21 protein-coding genes and 3 pseudogenes are annotated in these 22,593 nt (G+C 36.2%); 11 read left to right on the top strand and 13 right to left on the bottom strand.

Annotated features, from left to right (window positions below):
- Positions 1-16 precede the first annotated feature (16 nt).
- Positions 17-1,594 (top strand): SagB family peptide dehydrogenase, encoded by a 1,578-nt coding sequence (locus tag AA0X95_RS19890; protein WP_413300897.1) that lies wholly within the window; start codon positions 17-19, stop codon positions 1,592-1,594.
- Between the two features lie 71 nt (positions 1,595-1,665).
- Here AA0X95_RS19890 and AA0X95_RS19885 read toward each other — a convergent pair whose 3' ends face one another.
- Together AA0X95_RS19885 and AA0X95_RS19880 are read right to left on the bottom strand one after the other, a co-directional pair.
- Positions 1,666-2,703: an LLM class flavin-dependent oxidoreductase gene (locus AA0X95_RS19885; protein ID WP_413300895.1), complete on the bottom strand. Its 1,038-nt coding sequence runs from the start codon at positions 2,701-2,703 to the stop codon at positions 1,666-1,668.
- Positions 2,704-2,862: 159 nt separating this feature from the next.
- Positions 2,863-3,720: a peptidylprolyl isomerase gene (locus tag AA0X95_RS19880; RefSeq protein WP_413300893.1), complete on the bottom strand. Its 858-nt coding sequence runs from the start codon at positions 3,718-3,720 to the stop codon at positions 2,863-2,865.
- Positions 3,721-3,906: 186 nt separating this feature from the next.
- Between AA0X95_RS19880 and AA0X95_RS19875 the strand changes: the two genes are divergently transcribed.
- On the top strand, positions 3,907-4,551 hold the full coding sequence (locus tag AA0X95_RS19875) for a DNA-3-methyladenine glycosylase (RefSeq protein ID WP_413300891.1): 645 nt from the start codon (positions 3,907-3,909) through the stop codon (positions 4,549-4,551).
- Positions 4,552-4,663: 112 nt separating this feature from the next.
- Positions 4,664-5,875 (top strand): enhanced intracellular survival protein Eis, encoded by a 1,212-nt coding sequence (eis, locus tag AA0X95_RS19870; protein ID WP_413300889.1) that lies wholly within the window; start codon positions 4,664-4,666, stop codon positions 5,873-5,875.
- A gap of 490 nt (positions 5,876-6,365) precedes the next feature.
- Here eis and AA0X95_RS19865 read toward each other — a convergent pair whose 3' ends face one another.
- The gene (locus tag AA0X95_RS19865; RefSeq protein WP_413300887.1) at positions 6,366-6,794 is read right to left on the bottom strand and encodes a cell wall hydrolase; all 429 of its coding nucleotides are present in this window, start codon (positions 6,792-6,794) and stop codon (positions 6,366-6,368) included.
- Positions 6,795-7,082: 288 nt separating this feature from the next.
- Here AA0X95_RS19865 and AA0X95_RS19860 point away from each other — a divergent pair, with 288 nt between their 5' ends.
- Complete coding sequence (locus tag AA0X95_RS19860; protein ID WP_413300885.1) at positions 7,083-8,621, top strand: ATP-binding protein; 1,539 nt, start codon at positions 7,083-7,085, stop codon at positions 8,619-8,621.
- 100 nt (positions 8,622-8,721) lie between these two features.
- Entirely contained in the window at positions 8,722-8,985 is a 264-nt protein-coding gene (locus AA0X95_RS19855; protein ID WP_413300883.1) for a hypothetical protein, read from the top strand.
- Between the two features lie 60 nt (positions 8,986-9,045).
- On the opposite strand, the gene AA0X95_RS19850 is transcribed toward AA0X95_RS19855, so the two are convergent.
- The 4 genes and pseudogenes from AA0X95_RS19850 to AA0X95_RS19835 form a co-directional block, all read right to left on the bottom strand.
- Positions 9,046-9,765 (bottom strand): 3-ketoacyl-ACP reductase, encoded by a 720-nt coding sequence (locus AA0X95_RS19850; protein ID WP_026566628.1) that lies wholly within the window; start codon positions 9,763-9,765, stop codon positions 9,046-9,048.
- Between the two features lie 115 nt (positions 9,766-9,880).
- Positions 9,881-10,438, bottom strand: a complete 558-nt coding sequence (gene hxlB / locus AA0X95_RS19845) for a 6-phospho-3-hexuloisomerase (protein WP_133370873.1) — start codon at positions 10,436-10,438, stop codon at positions 9,881-9,883.
- 8 nt (positions 10,439-10,446) lie between these two features.
- Complete coding sequence (gene hxlA / locus AA0X95_RS19840; RefSeq protein WP_335530923.1) at positions 10,447-11,079, bottom strand: 3-hexulose-6-phosphate synthase; 633 nt, start codon at positions 11,077-11,079, stop codon at positions 10,447-10,449.
- Between the two features lie 389 nt (positions 11,080-11,468).
- A pseudogene (locus AA0X95_RS19835) lies at positions 11,469-11,690 on the bottom strand (IS1595 family transposase); the annotation flags it as partial.
- A gap of 60 nt (positions 11,691-11,750) precedes the next feature.
- On the opposite strand from AA0X95_RS19835, the pseudogene AA0X95_RS19830 reads away from it, so the two are divergent.
- From AA0X95_RS19830 to AA0X95_RS19810, 5 genes and pseudogenes are all read left to right on the top strand, one after another.
- Positions 11,751-11,858: pseudogene (locus AA0X95_RS19830) on the top strand (IS1595 family transposase); the annotation flags it as partial.
- A gap of 358 nt (positions 11,859-12,216) precedes the next feature.
- The gene (locus AA0X95_RS19825) at positions 12,217-13,077 is read left to right on the top strand and encodes a YitT family protein (protein ID WP_413310123.1); all 861 of its coding nucleotides are present in this window, start codon (positions 12,217-12,219) and stop codon (positions 13,075-13,077) included.
- A gap of 269 nt (positions 13,078-13,346) precedes the next feature.
- A pseudogene (locus AA0X95_RS19820) lies at positions 13,347-13,571 on the top strand (DJ-1/PfpI family protein); the annotation flags it as partial.
- Between the two features lie 100 nt (positions 13,572-13,671).
- Positions 13,672-14,388: an SDR family oxidoreductase gene (locus AA0X95_RS19815; protein WP_413300881.1), complete on the top strand. Its 717-nt coding sequence runs from the start codon at positions 13,672-13,674 to the stop codon at positions 14,386-14,388.
- A gap of 160 nt (positions 14,389-14,548) precedes the next feature.
- Positions 14,549-15,439 carry an aldo/keto reductase gene (locus AA0X95_RS19810; RefSeq protein ID WP_413300879.1) on the top strand — a complete coding sequence of 297 codons (891 nt, stop codon included), beginning with the start codon at positions 14,549-14,551 and terminating at the stop codon, positions 15,437-15,439.
- A 142-nt stretch (positions 15,440-15,581) separates the two neighbouring features.
- Here AA0X95_RS19810 and AA0X95_RS19805 read toward each other — a convergent pair whose 3' ends face one another.
- From AA0X95_RS19805 to AA0X95_RS19795, 3 genes are read right to left on the bottom strand one after another with little or no spacing between them, the layout of a single operon-like run.
- A complete protein-coding gene (locus AA0X95_RS19805) occupies positions 15,582-16,670 on the bottom strand; it encodes a GerAB/ArcD/ProY family transporter (protein WP_413300877.1) in 1,089 nt (362 codons plus the stop codon).
- A gap of 31 nt (positions 16,671-16,701) precedes the next feature.
- Entirely contained in the window at positions 16,702-17,778 is a 1,077-nt protein-coding gene (locus tag AA0X95_RS19800; protein WP_413300875.1) for a Ger(x)C family spore germination protein, read from the bottom strand.
- 26 nt (positions 17,779-17,804) lie between these two features.
- Positions 17,805-19,334, bottom strand: coding sequence for a spore germination protein (locus AA0X95_RS19795; protein WP_413300873.1), 1,530 nt, complete (start codon positions 19,332-19,334; stop codon positions 17,805-17,807).
- Between the two features lie 393 nt (positions 19,335-19,727).
- On the opposite strand from AA0X95_RS19795, the gene AA0X95_RS19790 reads away from it, so the two are divergent.
- Positions 19,728-20,183, top strand: a complete 456-nt coding sequence (locus AA0X95_RS19790) for an ATP-binding protein (protein ID WP_413300871.1) — start codon at positions 19,728-19,730, stop codon at positions 20,181-20,183.
- Positions 20,184-20,307: 124 nt separating this feature from the next.
- On the opposite strand, the gene AA0X95_RS19785 is transcribed toward AA0X95_RS19790, so the two are convergent.
- The 3 genes from AA0X95_RS19785 to hxlA (AA0X95_RS19775) form a co-directional block, all read right to left on the bottom strand.
- Entirely contained in the window at positions 20,308-21,027 is a 720-nt protein-coding gene (locus AA0X95_RS19785; protein WP_413300869.1) for a 3-ketoacyl-ACP reductase, read from the bottom strand.
- 115 nt (positions 21,028-21,142) lie between these two features.
- The gene (hxlB, locus tag AA0X95_RS19780) at positions 21,143-21,700 is read right to left on the bottom strand and encodes a 6-phospho-3-hexuloisomerase (protein ID WP_133370873.1); all 558 of its coding nucleotides are present in this window, start codon (positions 21,698-21,700) and stop codon (positions 21,143-21,145) included.
- Between the two features lie 8 nt (positions 21,701-21,708).
- Complete coding sequence (gene hxlA, locus AA0X95_RS19775; RefSeq protein ID WP_413300866.1) at positions 21,709-22,341, bottom strand: 3-hexulose-6-phosphate synthase; 633 nt, start codon at positions 22,339-22,341, stop codon at positions 21,709-21,711.
- Positions 22,342-22,593: the final 252 nt, after the last annotated feature.

Below are 22,593 nucleotides of genomic sequence, written 5' to 3'. Positions count from 1 at the left end.
GTAGGAGGGTTTCAGGTTGGAACTAGATACATTCCTATACAATCTGCATTTTGACACTGATAAACTTCTTCCGCCGGATTGGCAACCGGATTGGGAAGACGCACCACTTCCCTATAAACTGTACCGTGGCTTACCAGAGATTCCACTTACCGCAGATGTACCGTTAACTCTCAAAGGGAGAGAAACTAATTCAATACCCAGCTTGGAGGAGTTTGGTCATTACTTATGGTATGTATATGGTCTTACTCGATACTCTCAAGCTGCTTTCATTGAAGACAACGAGGAAAATGCTGCTGTAAGCTACGCCCAGTTGTTTCGCAGATTTGTTCCCTCTGGCGGAGCGTTGTATCCCAATGAATTATATGTGTACTTAAAGTTGGAGGATGTGCCAGAGGGAGTATACCACTACGATGTTGCACACCATCGCCTTTTATTGCTGCGTGAAGGTAACTATGATTCCTACCTATCCAGAAGCCTTGGAAATCGTTATAATCTTTCAAATTGTTTTTGCACTGTTTTTGTATCGACGGTTTTTGGGAAAAATTTTTATAAATACAATAATTTCTCTTACAGGTTACAAGGGTTAGATACAGGTGTGCTTATTGGGCAATCCTTAGAAGTGGCGGGTAGGATGGGGTTCTCAACACGGGTGTGTTACCAATTTCTAGATCGTGCTATCAATCATTTGCTTGGGCTATCTGAACAAGATGAAAGTGTATATGCTGTGATCCCATTATCTATTTATAATGTTGACCAAATGAATATAGAAAATAATATTTCTATTTCTGCAACGGAATTGTCCCAGGAAGTTCCTTTGCTCAAGCATGTAACATATAACCGTTCAAAGAGAGTCATTGATTACCCAGAGCTGAAAGAGATCAATAAAGCCTCGATGTTCGAAATAACACATTCATTTGTGAACATAAAACAAGATATTCCTCTTAACAATGCATTAGGTACAGAGTTAACCATACTGCCATTTCCGGAGGCAATTTCATACGATCTAGCATCCGTTTGCAGAGAGCGGCACTCTCCAGATATTGATTTTATGATAGGGAAAATCAGTCAAACAAAAGTATCCACTTTGTTACATGAGACTTCTTCATTTTCATATCAAAAAGACCTTGACAATACACAGGGGAAGCTTGAGACAGGTTTAAATTTGTATGGCACTTTTTATAACGTGGAAGGTGTTCAAGATGGTGCTTACGTCTATGACAAAAGTACTCATGCACTTCGGAGAATATCTAAGGGGGATTTACGGGAGTATTTGCAAAATTGTTTAACAGTGCCTAATGTAAACCTGTTTCAGGTTCCGCTCTGTCTGCATGTTGTTGGAGACAAGGACCACCTCAAAAAGGAACTGGGCTATAGAGGATACAGAATTCAGCAGATGGAAGCTGGTATACTCGTGCAAAGGCTGCTCTTGACAGCATGTGCTCTAGAGATGGGGGGACACCCACTATTAGGATTCGACTCGAACCAAAGTGATGACCTTTACGGAATCAATTCGAAAGAAAAAACATGCCTTATACAAATCCCTGTAGGTCCATACCGTCCCCGCGTCTGGTTAAAAGGAAGTTTGAATAGCTAGGTTAACAGTAAAAAGGCATCCTCAACTGGATGCCTTTTGTGATATAAAAATTTAGTTTGTATTATAAATGTTTATTTCTTGGTTTCTTTCCTTATCACGGGTGCAACTTCTGTTGCCAATCGTTCAATATTTTCGGCGACTTTTTTAAAGGGCATCCCACCTATGTCCATTTGCGCAATAAAACGTTGGTGACCAAAGAGCTCATATTGAGCCATGATTTTTTCAATGATCTGTTGAGAACTTCCAACAAAAAGGGCTGTTTCTTTCCCAGACATTCGTTCAAAATCGGTTATTGAAATAGTCTGCATGACCCCATGCTGTCGCTTAAGTTGGAACCAATAATTGGAGTGATACGGGTAAAATTCCTCAATAGCCTGCTGGCTCGTTTTTGAAATATAAGCATGCCCTGTAACTCCTACTTTCTCGTTTCCTAATGCCTGACCTGCTTGAGCAAAACTTATTCGGTATAAATCAACCAGCGGCTTATATTCGTTTGGATCCCCGCCAAGCATGACTATTGCTAAGGCAGTACCTAATCTACCCGCTCTTTCTGCACTTTCTAGAGAACTTCCGACAGCTACCCATACCGGGATTTTTTGTTGAACCGGACGCGGTGCAATTTCAGCATCCTTTAATGAAGAACGGTAGCAGCCATTCCAGGTAACTTTTTCGTTTGCATTTAAATGTAACAAGAGCTTCAAATGTTCTTCAAATAATGCATCATAATTCTTTGGATCATACCCGAATAGTGAAAATGACTCTAAAAATGCCCCACGTCCAGCCATTATTTCAGCACGTCCATTGGATAAAAGATCAAGTGTTGAAAAATCCTCAAATAACCGAACAGGGTCTATAGTATTTAATACAGTTGTTGCACTTGTTAACTTAATTTGTTTTGTAACTTGAGAAATGGCTGATAAGACGACTGCAGGAGTGGATACTGCATACTCTATACGGTGATGTTCTCCCACACCAAATACATCCAGTCCAGCTTCATCAGCCAATTTTGCTGCTTTAATTATTTCTTCTATTCGTTGCTTTGAGCTGATGGTTTTACCTGTATGTGGATCAGGGTTTAAATCCGCTAATGAATAAATTCCAATTTCCATACCATTTTGACTCCTCCACAAAGCTCTATAATTCACATATTTAATTCTATTCAATTTTTAAAAAATGGAATTTATTATTTGTATAAAATTATGTGTAAAAGAAAAAGCCATATGCGAAATAAGAAAATTTCACAAATGGCTTTTTAAATTAGGTTATTATTATGAATTTGCCGTTGGGGAAGCAAACTCCGCAGCACTCTTCAAATCTTTATCAGAGATTTTTATATCTGCCTTTTTAAACTCCTCTTTTAATACTTTGAGAACCATATCCTGCGTTACCTTCGAGTCTTTCACTTGATCCGTAAGAGTATCTTTCATCTTATCGAATGATTGTTTTTCTTTTATTCCTGTCACTTGAATGATGTGATAGCCAAATTGCGTTTTGACAGGAGCGCTGATTTCGTTTTGCTTTAAGGCAAAGGCTGCTTTTTCAAAATCAGGGTCCATCACTCCAGAACCAAACCATCCGAGATCACCACCATTTTTGGCACTCTCCGTATCCTTGGATGAATTCTTAGCTAAATCTTCAAACTTCTCGCCTTTTTTAAGTTTAGCTTCAATATCATTTGCTGTTTTTTCATCTTCTACTAAAATATGACGTGCTTGAATATCTGGCTTATAGGCAGCGTATGCATCTTTCAACTCTTTATCCGTCACCTTAACCGTTTTATGCACCGCTTTTTTCTCTAGCAGATTTAGTTTTACACTTTTTCGGAAATCATCCTCCGTTTTATAGCCATATTGCTGTATGGTTGAGAGAAATTGATCACCTAGCTGCTCTTTAGATTTTTTTACTTCTGCATCGATATCTGCTTTAGAAACGCTATACTCTTTTGAAAGGACTTTTTCCACAAGAAGTTGTTGAAGCGTTTGGGTTCCATACTTGGTTTTCATTGCCTGATATAGTTCATCTTGTGTGATGTTTCCTGCATCGGACTTCACTAAGGAACTACTACTACTACATGCAGATAATCCTAATGCACTAATTATAAGTCCTGAAAGAATCAATTTTTTCATTTTTACACTCCTAAAAATAATATTCTACTGAAGGTAAAAACTATAATACATAATGATTATGAATAAACAATGAACAAGCTATGAATAAACACTAAATAAAACAGCTTCCAATTTTTCTCAATAACAGCTGAGATGATTAAGACTTTTACATAGGAAAAATTATTAAAATATAATGGAGGCATAAAAATGGAGGAATTTAATAAAGAAATCGTTCCAATATCTCAGGAATTTTTTGAACAGCCCACTCTTGAACTGGCAAAGGCTTTGCTAGGATGCCTTCTTGTAAAAGAAACTAATGAGGGAATTGCAGCAGGATATATAGTAGAATCTGAAGCTTACATCGGTCCGAGTGATAGGGCAGCACACTGCTTTCAAAACAAGAGGACAGCAAGAACAGAGGTCATGTTTCAACGTTCCGGCCTTGCCTACATTTATTTTATGCATACACATTGCCTGTTCAATGTGACCAGAGGCGGGGAGGAAAAACCTGAAGCCGTTTTGATTCGCGCAGTGGAGCCTTGGTATGGCGTTGGGCTAATGAAAAGTAGAAGAGGAATAGATGAACTGACAAGATTAACTGACGGACCTGGCAAACTGACAAAATCATTGGGCATTACCAAAGAGGACTATGGACGTCCCCTCACAACCTCTCCATTATATATTGCCAAAGGATTTTGTCCGGAAAGCATATCGGTCGGAAAAAGGATTGGAATTGAAAACTCTGGTGAAGCACGTGAGTTTCCATGGCGCTTTTGGGTTACTAATAATAAGTATGTTTCAAGGCATCAAAAGTCAGAATATGTACTTCTAAATCAAAAAGGATGTGATTAGATGGACTGATTAATTGCACATAAATACCTAATACATGCCCAAAATAGATAGATGAAGAAGAACGAGGATACCCTTAATATAAATGGAGCTGCCAAAATTTGGAGGGAATAATATGAGTCGATTGGATAGACTCAGAATGGGGAAAGTGGAAACCAGACATTTTCAACAGTTCAATGAGTTATTGCGATATGTATTCCAAGTTACGAAAAAAGAACTACAAATGGTGGGATGGGAGGAACGAGAAATCGCATTAGCTAAGCTGCCAGTTTTGGAAAAGGCTAATGTGTTGGGGTGGTTTGATGGGGAAAAACTGATTTCGCAACTAGCGGTATATCCATTTCAAGTAAATATTTTTGGGAGAACATTTGAGATGGGAGGGCTGACAGGTGTTGGTACCTATCCCGAATATGCCAATTTGGGACTCATGAATAAGTTGATGAGGCAGGCACTTGCAGATATGCAGCAAAGAAAGCAATCTATTTCGTATTTATTTCCTTATTCAATTCCTTTTTATCGTCGGAAAGGTTGGGAGATTATTTCCGATAAGATGACCTTTGAAATCAGAGACAATCAATTGCCAAAGGTGAAGAAGGTTACTGGTTATGTGGAGAGATTAAATACAGAGCATCCTGACATTCGAACAGTTTACAGGAATTTTTCTAGTATGCATCATGCCGCTATGATTCGAAATGAATTGGCTTGGGATGAATACTGGAGGTGGGATTTGGATGATTTAACGGCGGCTGTTTATTATGATCGCTCCCACCAGCCTCAAGGGTACCTACTATATTGGATTTCGAAAGATGTGCTTCATGTAAAAGAAATGGTATATATCCATCAAGAGGCGCGTAACGGACTTTGGAATTTTATCAGTGCTCATTTTTCTATGGTGTCAAAAGTTGAAGGAAATACCTTTACGAATGACCCATTAGCATTTTGGTTGGAGGATGGGGATATCAAAGAAACAATTGCTCCCTATTACATGGCTCGCATAGTTGATATTAAACAATTTATTTCTCAATATCCTTTTAGAGCAGTGAGTACAGACCATCGACTGACGTTTTTGCTTGATGATCCAATACTGGAGTGGAATCAGGGGATATTTACACTTCATGTAAATGACAAAGGTAAAGGAAAACTAATTGAAAGTGAAAATTCACCTGATTTCTCAGTGGACATTCAGACACTTACAACCATGTTACTTGGTTATAAGAGACCTTCCTATTTGTCAAAAATCGGTCGGCTTGCAAGTGATGAACAGACTGTTGAAATATTAGAGGATTTAATTGATCGACAGATACCTTATTTTTCGGATTATTTTTAGTAAAGTGCATTATTTGGAAGGATATGGATATAAAACTAAGCATGGGAGTGATATCTTCCTGTGAGCGGATGACATTCCCTATTACAGCAAATTACAACGTTTTTTCGACTTTGTGTTCCCTAGAATTCAATGATAACATGAAAACTAGGTTAAAGAACAATTCGCCAAGTGAAAAGAACTGAAAGGAATGATTGGGTATTAATCATTTACAATTAAGTTATACGAGCGAAATGGAAAAAGCGATGCATAGTGCTCATGGTGTAGGATATGAAGAATACCGAAGACATCATTCAGTGAGAATGAAAGTCGAAAAACGCCGTAAAAAAGATTATTTACAATGTTGTAGAATGGTTGCAGATTTAGATAGACTTATTCATTTTAATAATCGCTTAAAGATATAATTTAGGGTAAAAGATCATAAAAAAAAATGCACTTCTCAATTAAAGAGGGTGTATTTCTTTTGTATTTTAATCTAAAATGGCCATTTTTATTAAAAAGTATTATAAACGTTTTCACAGGTCTCTGCTTTAGGTTGATAAAAACAGTGATTTTTGAACTTCCCTACAAAAGGTTGATTATACCAAGTTGAAGGACAATCACCTGGCGGTTTAAAATACCACAAACTAAATTTTGCTGGCCAATACCGCTCTCCTTCAACTGCTCGACGAGCTAAACGTTTTTCTCGTTCTCTAGCTCTTTGATAAAAATAACCATGTTGAACAGCTTCGAATGCATGAGGCTGATAAATCATTTGTGGAATTGTTCTAAGGCCTTTAAAGTCAGAACAATTTGCACGTATTCGATTAATCCCTACATTCCCAACAAGCTGCATGCCCCTTTCTCCTTCTCCTTCAGCTTCCGCTCGAAGTAACCTCGCTAAAAGATCAATATCCGAACCTCTTGCTTTTACAACCGCCATTGCCGTTTCACCCCATTATTTAAATGCCCTTGCATAGCATCCTTTTAGACACACTATGTATAGGGAGAATTTTCGTGCATATCCCAGAACCATAGAATAAGAATGTAATAAAAAATATAGAGTGGACGTAAAGCTATGCAGAAAAATAGGACTTATTAATAAAAGGGTAAGCAAGCTATATTTACTAACTTACTGATTAAATTTTATTATATTGAGAATAAAGAGGAAGGAAATTACAGGGGTTTTGTCGAATATTGGAAATCAAAATAATAATTTTAGAGGGATGAAATGAACAAGGAAATTGAATATATTGGTAAAAAGATTAAAAATTTATCTAGTGGGAAAATCAAGATTCCGAATTCTTCGATTGATGAGAAATATGGATATAGCATTCTACAAAAACAACTGGTCTCTAACCAAACTTCAGAAATAACCTTATTTATATATGTAGGTGAGTTATTTATTAATAGTAATGAAAGGAATAAAAATAACCTTATTACATTTGTAGATGATTTCGGGCTGAAATTAATCCATTCTCGGGTTTCACTTGAACAATCTATCAATTTTGTTTATCTAACCCGTTGCTCAATTATGGACTTGCTTGAACAGGAATTTCGGGAAAATGGCATATCTATAGATACTTTTTTTGAATCAATTAAAATACTTGAATATTTGTACCAGCTTATTTCTAAGACCCTTCTAAATTGCTACAATGAGGAGTTATCATACACCAAATTTGCATTAGATGAGTCCAATCAAGATTTGATAATTACTCTAAGAGAGCTCGCCGATTTGCAGAAAGCCCTAAATGAAGCTACCATTTTTTCAATTACCGATCGGGACGATAGAATTTCTTATGTTAATGATAAGTTTTGCGATTTATATAAATATACAAGGGAAGAACTAATAGGAAAAAAACATGATATTTACTGTTCTGACTTTCATCCCCCTTCTTTTTTTAATCATATTTGGGAGACCATTCAATGTGGAGAGGTTTGGAAAGGGGAAATTCTTAATAAAGCGAAGGATGGAACCAAGTACTGGCTTGATACAACTATTGTTCCATTTGTTGATGTAAATGGAGAAAGGTATCAACATATTTGTATACAGTATGACATTACTGAAAAGAAATCAACAGAAGAAACACTAAGTAAAACCGAGAAGTTATCTATGATTGGTGAATTGGCTGCAGGCATTGCACATGAAATAAGAAATCCATTAACCACTATCCGTGGATTTGTACAACTCCTTACTGAAACTGAAAAAGGACCTTATTTTGTCGATACGCTTTTAGATGAAATAGAAAGAATAAGTTTTATTGTAAATGAATTTATGATTTTTGCTAAACCTCATTCAGTATATTTCAGTGAATTCGATGTAAAAAATATTTTAGGCAGTGTGATTACCTTTCTTGAGCCCGAAGCATTACTGAAAAATGTACTAATTAAATATGAAGTTCCTTCAGAGGATATCGTTTTTATTGGGGAAAAGAATCAGTTAAAACAGGTTTTCATAAATTTAATCAAAAATTCCATTGAGGCGATGCCTACTGGTGGTAATATCTATGTTTCCATTGAATCGACTGCTAATAATATTGTAATAAAAATCAAGGATGAAGGGGTCGGAATGGAGGAGGAACAGGTTAAAAGATTGGGGGAACCTTTTTTCACTACCAAACTTAATGGAAATGGATTAGGCCTAATGGTCAGCTATAAAATTATTCAGAACCATAGGGGAACGATTAATGTTAAAAGTAAACTAAATCAAGGAACGTCTTTTATCATTACATTTAATAAAACAACAAAAAATGAAGCCCTAAACATTTGATGCTAAGGTATATCGAACATTTTATTAATACGGGAAGTAAAGATTAATATAACTTATTTTGTGGGAAACATATCTTATACTGATTTTGAGGAGTGAGATCATGTTCGTGCAAGGGACTATTATTGCAGGTGAATTTGATGCGACGATGAATGAATTTTCCTTACAGAAAGTGAAGAATTTCAACACAGAGTCGGTCCTGAATGAAAACCAATTAAACAATATTTATCATTATTTAAAAAATCATCAGCATGAAGAAGATGGGCAAATTATTACTTTATACGATCAAATGCTTGTACGCTTAGCACAGAATGAAGTTAACCAGTTAATTGTTGATTTAGAGAAAGTAATGTCCTTGTATCACTGATACATATAAGAGTATTTTTTACGAACTAAAGAAGCAGACCCCCACTGGATCTGCTTTATTTTATGATGGATTTGTTGACCATAATCCAGCTGTTTTAACGAATACTCTTGGATTAAATTTTAAACTAGCCACGACTAATTCTGCAAGGTCTTCTGGGTGCATAACGTTTTCTTCATTGCCTTTAACAAGATTTGTATCAATGGCTAAATCTGTAACGACCGTACTTGGAGTTAAAGCAGTAACACGGACATTATGTTTTCTTACTTCTAGCATAAGTGATTCTGTTAGCCCTAAAACAGCAAATTTAGAAGCACTGTAAGCACTTGTAACAGGCGCACCTTTTTGGCCAGCAGATGATGAGATATTGATGATATCTCCTGATTTTCTTTCGATCATTCCTGGTAATACTGCTCTTGTTACATTATACACACCCATTAAATTGACTTGGATGATTTTTTCCCATTCTTCTGGTGTTAGGTCAAGGAAGCCACCAAATTTCGCAACACCAGCATTGTTAATTAGGATATCAATTGGGCCTAAGTCTGATTTGATATGTTCAACAGCATGGGTAACGGATTCAAGATCGGTCACATCTGCTGTTGCTGCAGAAACCTTTACATCAAATTGTGCTAGTTCAGCAGCTACCTTTTCTAGATTAGACATATTTAAGCCGATTAAGCCTAAATGAACGCCTTCTTTTGCTAAGGCGATAGCAGTAGCACGTCCAATGCCTCTACCTGCGCCAGTAACGATGGCCGTTTTTCCATTTAAAGAAATCATTTTATCACTCCTAAAATTATTACAAATTGAAGTAGTTCATTCTAACAGAAAGACCGCAATCTTGCATGGAAACAGCTTGCGGTCTTTCCTATTTAGAACTCGAGGAATAATATATTTATTCTAAGTTCGCGTGTCTACCGTACATTTTATTGGTATCCAAACCTTTTTTCTCCATGAACCGAAGAATCACAGCGTCGTAAAATAGTAAAAGTGTTTGCTCAAATAATGAGCCCATTGGTTGAATCGTCTTAAAATCACTCTCCGACTGATCTTTAGGTGAGCCAGGCAACTTAATTGTGATATCCGCTAATTGTCCAATAGTGGACTCAGGGAAAATGGTTACAGCTGCAATCGTCCCACCGATGCTTTTTGCTTTCTCAGCCATGGAAACTAAACCTTTTGTTTCTCCTGAACCTGATCCAATGATTAAGATGTCATCTTTTTCAAAGTTAGGGGTTACTGTTTCGCCAATCACATAGGCATCTATCCCCATGTGCATCATTCGCATGGCAAATGATTTGGCCATAAATCCAGATCTACCTGCGCCTGCAACAAAGATTTTTTTTGATTCAAGAATCCCATTAACTAATTTTTCAGCTTCATCATTCGAAATTAAATCTACGGAGCGATTTAACTCTTTTATGATTTCAGCTAGGTATTGAGTTGTATTCATGATCTGAATTACCCTTGATTAATCATTTGTTGCATTTTGGCAGCAGCAGCTTTTTTATCAGCTTGTCCAGTAATCCCGCCACCTACAATGACAAGGTCTGGTTGTACTTTGATGACTTCTGGAAGTGTGTCTAACTTAATACCACCTGCGATTGCAGTTTTAGCATTTTTTACAACACCTTTGATGGTTTGTAAATCTTCAAAAGAGTTCTTTCCAACTGCTTGAAGATCGTAGCCAGTATGCACACAAATATAATCAACGCCCATAGCGTCCACTTCTTTTGCACGTCCAGCAAGGTCTTTAACAGCAATCATATCAACAAGGATTTTTTTACCTTGTTTTTTCGCTTCTTCAACAGCACCTTTAATAGACATATCTTCAGCAGTACCAAGAATTGTGACGATATCTGCACCTGCTTCAGAAGCTTTCATTACTTCATAACCAGCTGCATCCATGATTTTTAAGTCTGCTAAAACTTTTAAATTAGGGAATGCTTCTTTTACTGCCTTTACTGCATGGAGACCTTCATTGATAACAACAGGTGTACCGATTTCAACGATATCAATATGTTCCTCCACTTCTTTTACCAACTGAATTGCTTCTGGGATATTGACTAAATCTAATGCTAATTGTAATTCCATCTATATTCACTCCTATAATTTTTTTATTGTTGTACAGTGATAATGTCTCCAAAGGGTAATAATACTTTTACAGTAATATTATCCTTATAGTGTATTATTTGTATTGCCAGCAATAAGGGATATCATGTCCTCTCGCTGAACAATTGCAAGTATACAACGTATATAACAACAATAAAAGTACGCACTTTTATTTTACATAGTGCTAAAAAGTATACTATAAGACAAACTGCTTATATAGTCTTACTATTAAGCTGTTTTCGTAAAAATTGTTGCTATTTAGTTAAATGAGGTAAAATAGAATTACTGTTACTTCACTGAACTAACTGGCGGCAGTATAGTTTAGCAAATTGAAGGACAATTACCTTGCGTGTAGAAATATACATGAAAAGCTTCTCCGATTCCAAGAATTGCGTTTCATCGCTTTCAATGATTCCGTTAAGCTGGCTATTTCCAAGGGAACGGAGTGCATTAAGGATTTTGTGTCTCCAGTAAAAAGCTGTTGAAATATGAATATCGAGCCGCTCTACAATTTTAGGGAGAGTGTATCCTTCAATCATCAATTCGAAGTATTTAAGCCACAGATTGGGTTTATGGGTTCCTGCCATCGGTGTTCCTTCCGCTTAATAGACTTTTCGTTCAACAATGCGGTCTTCTTCTAGCTCGCGTAATTCAAGGAAACATTATTCCCTGCGCCTAAAGTTCAGGGGTTGCTTGGTGACATTCGAGAAGCAAAGTTCTCGGGCGGATTGGCATGTCTTCATTGCGGTAGCTTAAGCGTACCTGCTGTTCCGCCAAAAGTGGAATAATTATTGACCGAACAAAGAAAAAGCTTAATGCCAATACTCGATTCATGTATGAATGGGGTAAAAACTATATGGAGAATGTGATGGATACTCCTGCCGATAATAATTCGTCTATTAAATAGCAATTGTTCTAAAAAGAGGGGATTAAAAACCACAAGTAGACTTTTAATAAGTCAAGACTTGTGGTCTTTTTATTTGCAATGATCCAGTGCATAAAGGAAATAAAGGAGTACAATCTGGAAAAAGGTGAATAATATTCCTGTGTTGTAAAGGATTTTAGCTGAACTGTTTTATAGTAAGGAATCAAGAATAATACATAATTAAAGGTGAGATGATGAAAAAATTTGTTGAGTATGTTTTTTTAACTTTTGGGGCGTCTATCGTTGCTATGGGATTAGAAACGATGTTAGCACCAAACGGGCTAGTAGATGGTGGTGTAACAGCGTTATCGATTATGGCGAATGCTTTATGGGGAATCCCAATTTATGTAGTATTTTTGGGCTTAAATATTCCTATCTTAATTTTTACAGCTAAAGAAGTGGGTAAAACCTTTGTCATTAGAACTCTATATGCAAATATCATTACTACAGTTGGTTTAGTACTATTTAAATCGATTCCTCCTATTACTCAATCTGAAGTATTAATTGTTTTATACGGTGGGGTAATCTTAGGAGTTGGGATAGGAATCGTTGTAAAGTTTGGCGGTGCAATAGATGGCACTGAAATGCTGGCGATTTGGTTTAACCAACACTATCGATTTCCGATTGCCTCATTTTTATTAGTCGTGAATGCTTTCATATTTACGATTGCAGCGCTTGTCTATTCATTGGAACAGGCCATGCTTTCTCTGGCGGTTTTTTATCTAGTGACGAAAATGATTAATTATGTTTTAGATGGATTAAATCATGGGAAATCTGTCATGATCATTTCAGAAAAACCGGATGAAGTTGGAGATAGTATTATCAATCATTTAAATATCAGCATCACATTTTTATATGGAGAAGGCGGTTTTTTAGGGGAAAGAAAGAAGGTTATTTATTGTATTACGAACAGGTTTATTTTTTCCAAATTAAAAAGTGTCGTTTTAGCAGCAGATCCATCAGCTATTATGGAGGCATCCTATGTTTGTGAAACATCTGGTATAGATAGGTCGCTTATATTACCGAAAGCCAACCCTTCTAACAATAAATCGTAATATTGGCTTACATTAGTTAGCATCTTGTTTAATACTAGAGAATAGAAAGTGTGTATATTACCTGTTATAATCCAATTCGCAAAGGTTTGGTTTGATAAATGTCTGTGTAAACTACAAGGGCGAAGAGTCGGCATTAAGAAAAAATATCATAACAAATCTTGAACCCAGGGAAACTCCCTTATTTATCATGAGTTGATCAAACTATTATTTAAATCATGACTCCAAGGCAATTTTTTGAAAGATCCTCGTACATTATTATCCAAGATGAAAAACCTATTTTTGCCATATGTCATGGACCACAGGTGTTAATCGATACAGACTTTTTAAAAGGTGTCGACATCACTGGCTATAAATCCATTCGCAACGATTTGAAAAATGCTGGTGCAAATTATAAAGACGAAGAAGTTGTCATCAGCAAAAATATTGTAACAAGTCGAGAACCAAAAGATATTCCAGCATTTAATCGTGAATCACTAAAACTTTTAGCTAAATAATAATGCTGATGTAAAAACGTAAATATTTCTAACTTGCGGATTCTTTAATCAGAATCCGCAAGTTGGTTATACAAATATATGAATAAAGGTGGTTATGACGTTGTCATTAAAAGGAAAAAGAGTGGTTGTTTTAGGAGGTACATCTGGTATTGGTTTAGCCGCTGCTAAGGCGTTTCTCGATGAATCCGCTCAAGTCATTATTGCTAGCCGTTCTGCTTCAAAATTATCTGACGCAAAAGTGAAGCTTGGTGGTAACGTAGAGGGCTATGAAATCGACTTTCGCAGCGAGGAAAAGGTTGCAGACTTTTTCAAGAAGGTTGGAAAATTTGATCACCTGGTGGTTACTGCAGGTGAAGGCGCAATGGGGCACTTCAGCGAACTGCCTGTTGCAACCGTAAGAGAGGCTTTTGATAGTAAGTTCTGGGGGCAGTATATTTCGGTTCGTTTTGCTCTTCCATACTTGAATAATGAAAGTTCTATTACATTAACTTCTGGTGTATATGGTGTGCGTCCTCCTCAAGGTGCAACGACTCTAGCTTCCATTAATTCAGCAATCGATGGATTAGTACGAGGACTTTCAATAGACCTGGCACCTATCAGAGTTAACGTGGTATCACCTGGTATCGTAGACACTCCTCTTTACGGCGGAATGCCAGAAGATCAAAGACAAGATATGTACCATGGGATTGCTAAGCAATTACCTGTCAGACGTGTTGCTCAACCTAAAGATATAGCAGAAACCTATGTTTACCTAGTGAAAAATGGGTTTACAACTGGCACATCGGTTCTTATCGATGGAGGAGCTCATCTGATCTAATCCATTTGATATCAAAGTCGATTGATAAATTGATTTAGAATAGAAGTGGTGAGGATGACTCAAAGTGTAACACTTATAGACCATCCTCACTTTTATACGAAGACACGTTAACATTCTACTTCTATGATACCCAAATACATAAAAGAAAGGGTCGAGCCTAATGGATGAAAAGAAAAGAGCGGAAATTAAAAATGCATTAGCCAAACACGTGGTAACCTTGCCTGATGGCACTTCTTTACCTAGTTTAGGACAAGGAACATGGTACATGGGGGAAAATCCCCAAGTGAGAGACAAAGAAATAAAAGCCTTGCAGCTCGGCTTAGAATTGGGTATGAAACTTATTGACACTGCTGAAATGTACGGAAATGGCGACTCTGAACGCTTAGTTGGCGAAGCCATTAAAGGACGCAGAAATGAAGTCTTTTTAGTCTCAAAAGTGTATCCCCATCATGCAGGTTTAGATAAGATTTCAAAAGCATGTGAAAACAGCTTAAAACGACTCGGAACAGACCACTTGGACTTATATCTTCTCCACTGGAGAGGACGAGTTCCTTTAGAGGAAACAATTGAAGGAATGGAAAAACTACGTGAAGAAAGGAAAATTTTAAGATGGGGCGTCTCTAATTTTGACACGGTTGATATGGAAGAGCTATGGAACACTACGAATGGAAAAAATTGTGTGACGAACCAAGTGCTATACCATTTAGGTTCAAGAGGAATCGACTTCGATCTCTTACCATGGCAGCGTGAACATAAAATGCCAATCATGGCCTACAGTCCACTTGCTCAAGGAGGCTCTTTAAGAGGACAGCTTTTAAACGATCCAGTTATTCATGATATTGCTGATAAATACAATGTCCAACCATTACAAATCGCTCTTGCTTGGACCATCCGTTCGAATAACGTCATCGCTATTCCAAAAGCGGTTCAAGATGAACATGTATTAGCAAATGCTGAAGCAGCAACAATTGAGTTTACTGAAGAAGATCTCAGTAGAATTGATCAAGTATTTCCTAAACCTACTAGGAAAATGCCATTGGATATTATTTGAAAATTTACTTTAAAAAAGGACTCTTGTTGGAGTTGCTGACAATCTAATAGGAATTTCAAAAAAACTGTGTAGAATTTATTCCATACAGTTTTTTTATCGGGGAAATTTAATATCCTTATCGAATGATTCTCGCATCAAAACCCTATTTAGTTAGTTTTTGTTTAATGTTAATCGTTAAAAAGAGAAAAGGGATATACAAATATATAAAATAGAAGCCGACAGATGAGTATAAATCAGCTAATCGTTCTATCTGTTTATGGCTCTCTAATACATTAGAGAACAAAAAGAATAAAAAGAGGCAAATGAATAAGCTGATACGTTGTTTGATATTTACTAACTTTTTAAGTCCGCGGCAGACTGCCCATAGATGCTGGCTAATATGAGGCAATACGACAAGGAACCATAAGGAAACGACAATATATTCAACTCTTTCTATGAAAGGCATTTCCGCAATTTTAAGTAAAGTTAAGGTCGGCCAAATCGTATGTTTGAGATGCTCTTCATTATAGAAAACAAAAGTAATGATTGTTATGGAAAGGTATAGGAAGATTGTAAACAAAACCCCGAAATGAGCCCATTTTTTTGATTTTTCAGGATTCTTGATAAATGGATAGAACATGAGTAGAGTCTCAAAGCCAAGAAACTGAAACCCCATCGTTTTAGATGATCCTAATATTTCCTTAACCGAGTGATTAAAAAGAGGCAGTAAATGATTGAATTGGGCAAATTCTAAGGAAAAGAATAAAAGGGGAAACAGAAAAACAATAGGTATAACTGTTCCCCAGAAACACACCCCGGTAATCACACGAAACCCACTGGAAACAATGTAATAAAGAAGGAATAGAAAAATCACGCTTATTTGCCATGTCTTCATTAAAGGAAACATCCAAACTTGAACAACCTCAATATAAACACGGAAAACAATCAATGCCACTACAAGAAAATAGATGATGATAAAAACGTTTAATAACCCGCCAATCCATTTCCCAAAGCAAAATTGATGGATATAAATGATATCGTTATTAGCAATTGTAAGAATGCGATATATCATCCAAACTAAAACATGAATGCTTATACCGGATAATAGGACGGAAATCCATGCATCGTAACCGGCACTCTTTATAATATCTCTTTGAAAACTCATGATTCCCACACCAATAATATTAGAGTAAATCAGAAAGAAAACGAAAAAAGGAGATACTAAAAATCGTTCATCGGTTAAAGTTTGCACATTATTCCCCTCCTCTTTAAAAATGAAATCCTTACTCCCCGACACCAGTTTGTATAATATTCACCTTTGTATTGACTGTAGTTTTGATATGGGGATACATATCCTGAAACCGGCTATAATTCCACTTTCTTGATTTTGCTCTAACCATGTCTCCAAACCCGATTGGATCTACTTGGTATTCTTGAAACAACGAGATTAATTGCTGGACTTCTTCATTAAAGTGTTTATTCATAAGATTTTCCATTTTTAGGATATCTTTATTTACGGTTACATTAAGCCAAGGCGAGACATCTTTTATCTGAGTATTCATCGTTAAATCGATAGATATGTTCGGAACTTGATCGGTTTGACTAATTGTATAATGAGCTTTTGCATCCAGACTTTTTAATGAAATAAAACCATCCTTTTTATTTTCATAGATTTTGATGTGATAGCGTCCATTTTTGGCTCCGTCAATAAGCATTTTTACAATAAATGACTGGTTTAAATTAATATGATTTATATACTTGCCATTCTTAAATAAAGCTAACCCATTAATGTGGGCTCTTCCCTCCTCTATGGTAAAGTAAGGCAAATATGGATCTTTGCCTTTATTGTAAAAGTTTTCTAAAAATAGGTGTAAATTCATTTTGGGCAAATTTCCATTCTGTATATTCTGATTAATTTTATCGCTTAAATGGAAGGGAAGGTTTGTATTTTTACCTGATATTAATATATCCTCTGCTGTATGTTCGGCTATACCGAGCTGCATTCGACTTCCTACAGCCGGATCCCGTTTAAGGCTTTCTATAACCGGATTAATCCCTTGTTCCGCAAACATCTTGCCGAACAATACTAAACGTAATTGGCCTATTTCGATTGGATGCGAAGACTTTGTATTCAATCTCGGGAGGATATCATCATACGAAGCAGATTTTGTCGTCAAGATATTTAATTTGGTTTGTCCTTTTTCTGTGAACGTAGGATAGATAGCCGTTCCCTTGATTTCATCCTCATGCTGATCATAACCAATCGATTCGATAATCTGAACTTGATCAATAATCCTTTCATTCTCACACCCAGTTAGGAAGACAATGAAGCTAATCGCAAAGAAAAAACGTGAGTTCATAGCTCACCTCGTCTATTATTTTCTAATCAATCATCAAAATCGTTTTTCTTTTTGATCTGATCACTTGGATGATATCTCCAAAGTGATTGAGGACGTAAAAAACTTGGTCTTTTTGAAGTGGCATTATAGGACGAACGTATTAAGCTATCCGCAAAATCTTTACGCCTAAATGGATATAAGGGAACGGTATAGGGTGTACCCAATGATTCTAAACGTGTCAGATGAACGATTAAAAAGCTTATTCCTAAAACAATTCCTAATCCACCCCATATGGATGCTAATATAATCAAAGGAAAACGTAAAAAGCGTATGGTGTTCGACATTTTATAAATCGGTGTAGTAAAAGAAGCCAAAGCAGATAAGGCAACAATAATAAGCAACACATTGCTTGTAAGTGCTGCTTCAACGGAGGCCTGGCCTATTACGATGCCACCTACGATTCCCAGCGTTTGTCCCACCTTAGTAGGTAACCGTGCTCCAGCTTCACGTAAAAGTTCAATCGTCAATTCCAAAAAAAGTACTTCTAATACCGGTGTAAACGGAACGTTATGACGTGAAAAGCTAAGAGGACCGAGTAACACTTTTGGAATCATTTCATAGTGATATGTCAAAACTCCTATGTAAATAGAGGTTGCAAAAATTGAGAATAGCACACTAAAGATACGTATCAAACGAAAAAAAGACGCAATAATCCAAGGTAAATAGTAATCTTCTGGCGAAACAAAAAAATCCAGTAATGTGGAGGGGCCCGTGACGGCATAAGCCGATCCATTACTAAAAACAGCTACTTGTCCACTAATCAAAGCAAAAACCGTTCTATCAATACGTTCCGTTGATAGAAGTAGCGGAAAAGGTGTTAAGGAATTATCGGTTATGATTTGATGAAGCTGAGAAGAATCAAAAACCACATCAAAATCGATATTTTGTAATCGTTGAGTCATCGTTTGAATATGCTGCTCATTTGTAATCCCTTCAATATAAGCAATGATGACTTTAGTATGTGACATAGACCCTATGTGAATGTCTTGGATAATTAAATTAGGTGTATTGATTTGCTCCCTTAGTAAATGTATATTGATATCGACATTTTCAACAAATCCGATTTGAGGTCCTATGACGCTGAACTCATTTTCTACGTTATTTTGCTCACGCAACCCAACTTTTTCATTGGATAAATTAATTAAAGCACACTTATAATCATTTTCTTTCATTTGCAGAATAGCGTACCCTTTAAGGAATTTCGATTCGATCACTTCGATGTTGTCTGTAATCAAAATATCTTCAATGGGAATCGTATTCCTAATATCCTCAATGTTCTTTAGGTGATCAATATCAAAAGATGGTTCTTGAAAAATATGTAATACTTTGCACTGAAATTGTTCTCGATCAATTAGTGTGTTGTAGTAAGAAAGGATGAAATGTCCTGCTTTATTTATAAGTGAAAGTTGACCAAAATCACTGGATTTTTTTGCTTTAGTAAATAAATGGTTAATATCTTGAGGACCTTTTGCTTGTTTCTCATTTTTATTTTTTAAGAACTTTTGTTTGAAGGACATATAATCACCTCATCACTTAGAGCTATTCATGGTTATCTATATTATGCTGAAATTTATATTCAAATATGCTTTTTGCCTCAAAAGTTTACTAATACAGAGGGTACTGTAAAAAAAGTCCCTCTCATTTGGGATGAAACGATGAATCATCGACATGATTCATTAAAAGGGGCTTAATATAAAATTGAAACTTATAAACCGTTCGTAAAAGTATAATTTGATTAATAAAAAAATCGGTATAAATACATTTTTGATTCAATTAAGATACTTGAATATTTGTACCAGCTTATCTCCAAGACACTTCTGAATTGCTACAATGAGGAGTTAACATACACCAAATTTGCTTTAGATGAGTCCAATCTAGATTTAAAAATTACTCTAAGAGAGTTCGCAGATTTGCAGAAAGCACTAAATGAAGCTACCATTTTTTCAATTACCGATCGAAACGATAGAATTTCTTATGTGAATGAAAAGTTTTGCGATTTATATAAATATACAAGGGAAGAACTAATAGGAAAAAAATTAAAACAGGTTTTTATAAATTTAATTAAAAATTCCATTGAGGCGATGCCTACTGGTGGTAATATTTATGTTTCCATTGATTCAACTGCTCATCATATTTTAATTAAAATCAAGGATGAAGGGGTAGGAATAGGGGAGGAACAGGTTAAGAGATTGGGGGAACCTTTTTTTACTACCAAACTTAATGGAAATGGATTAGGCCTAATGGTCAGCTATAAAATTATTCAGAACCATAAGGGAACGATAAATGTTAAAAGTAAACTAAATCAAGGAACCTCTTTTATCATCACATTTAATAAAAAAACAAAAAATGAAGCCCTAAACATTTAATGCAAGATATATTAAACATTTAAAAAATCCTCAAATTTAGAGAGAGTAATGTCCATGTATCACTAATACATATGAATATCGCTGTAACAAGTAACAAAGCAGACCCTAAGGGATCTGCTTTGTTTTATGATGGATTTGTTGACCATAATCCAGCTGTTTTAACGAATACTCTTGGATTAAATTTTAAACTAGCCACGACTAATTCTGCAAGGTCTTCTGGGTGCATAACGTTTTCTTCAGTGCCTTTAACAAGATTTGTATCAATGGCTAAATCTGTAACGACCGTACTTGGAGTTAAAGCAGTAACACGGACATTATGTTTTCTTACTTCTAGCATAAGTGATTCGGTTAGTCCTAAGACAGCGAATTTTGAAGCACTGTAAGCACTTGTAACAGGCGCACCTTTTTGGCCAGCAGATGATGAGATATTGATGATATCTCCTGATTTTCTTTCGATCATTCCTGGTAATACTGCTCTTGTTACATTATACACACCCATTAAATTGACTTGGATGATTTTTTCCCATTCTTCTGGTGTTAGGTCAAGGAAGCCACCAAATTTCGCAACACCAGCATTGTTAATTAGGATATCAATTGGGCCTAAGTCTGATTTGATATGTTCAACAGCATGGGTAACGGATTCAAGATCGGTCACATCTGCTGTTGCTGCAGAAACCTTTACATCAAATTGTGCTAGTTCAGCAGCTACCTTTTCTAGATTAGACATATTTAAGCCGATTAAGCCTAAATGAACGCCTTCTTTTGCTAAGGCGATAGCAGTAGCACGTCCAATGCCTCTACCTGCGCCAGTAACGATGGCCGTTTTTCCATTTAAAGAAATCATTTTATCACTCCTAAAATTATTACAAATTGAAGTAGTTCATTCTAACAGAAAGACCGCAATCTTGCATGGAAACAGCTTGCGGTCTTTCCTATTTAGAACTCGAGGAATAATATATTTATTCTAAGTTCGCGTGTCTACCGTACATTTTATTGGTATCCAAACCTTTTTTCTCCATGAACCGAAGAATCACAGCGTCGTAAAATAGTAAAAGTGTTTGCTCAAATAATGAGCCCATTGGTTGAATCGTCTTAAAATCACTCTCCGACTGATCTTTAGGTGAGCCAGGCAACTTAATTGTGATATCCGCTAATTGTCCAATAGTGGACTCAGGGAAAATGGTTACAGCTGCAATCGTCCCACCGATGCTTTTTGCTTTCTCAGCCATGGAAACTAAACCTTTTGTTTCTCCTGAACCTGATCCAATGATTAAGATGTCATCTTTTTCAAAGTTAGGGGTTACTGTTTCGCCAATCACATAGGCATCTATCCCCATGTGCATCATTCGCATGGCAAATGATTTGGCCATAAATCCAGATCTACCTGCGCCTGCAACAAAGATTTTTTTTGATTCAAGAATCCCATTAACTAATTTTTCAGCTTCATCATTCGAAATTAAATCTACGGAGCGATTTAACTCTTTTATGATTTCAGCTAGGTATTGAGTTGTATTCATGATCTGAATTACCCTTGATTAATCATTTGTTGCATTTTGGCAGCAGCAGCTTTTTTATCAGCTTGTCCAGTAATCCCGCCACCTACAATGACAAGGTCTGGTTGTACTTTGATGACTTCTGGAAGTGTGTCTAACTTAATACCACCTGCGATTGCAGTTTTAGCATTTTTTACAACACCTTTGATGGTTTGTAAATCTTCAAAAGAGTTCTTTCCAACTGCTTGAAGATCGTAGCCAGTATGCACACAAATATAATCAACGCCCATAGCGTCCACTTCTTTTGCACGTCCAGCAAGGTCTTTAACAGCAATCATATCAACAAGGATTTTTTTACCTTGTTTTTTCGCTTCTTCAACAGCACCTTTAATAGACATATCTTCAGCAGTACCAAGAATTGTGACGATATCTGCACCTGCTTCAGAAGCTTTCATTACTTCATAACCAGCTGCATCCATGATTTTTAGGTCTGCTAATACCTTTAAGTTAGGGAATGCTTTTTTAACTGCATTTACAGCATGAAGACCTTCGTTAATTACAACCGGTGTACCGATTTCAACGATATCAATATGTTCCTCCACTTCTTTTACCAACTGAATTGCTTCTGGGATATTGACTAAATCTAATGCTAATTGTAATTCCATCTATATTCACTCCTATAATTTTTTTATTGGTGTACAGTGATAATGTTCCCAAAGGGTAATAATACTTTTACAGTAATATTATCCTTATAGTGCATTATCTGTACCTGCCAGCAATAAGGGATATTATGTCCTTTCACTGAACAATTGCAAGTATACAACGTATGATTCAACATTAAAAGTACGTACTTTTATTTTACATAGTGTTAAAAAGTATACTATAAGACAAACGCTTATATAGTCTTACTATTAACT

This window comes from Neobacillus phoenicis, assembly GCF_047302305.1.
Lineage (GTDB): Bacteria > Bacillota > Bacilli > Bacillales > Cytobacillaceae > Neobacillus.
The sequence above is the reverse complement of the archived record's forward strand: the minus strand, read 5'-3'. Positions and strand labels throughout refer to the sequence as shown.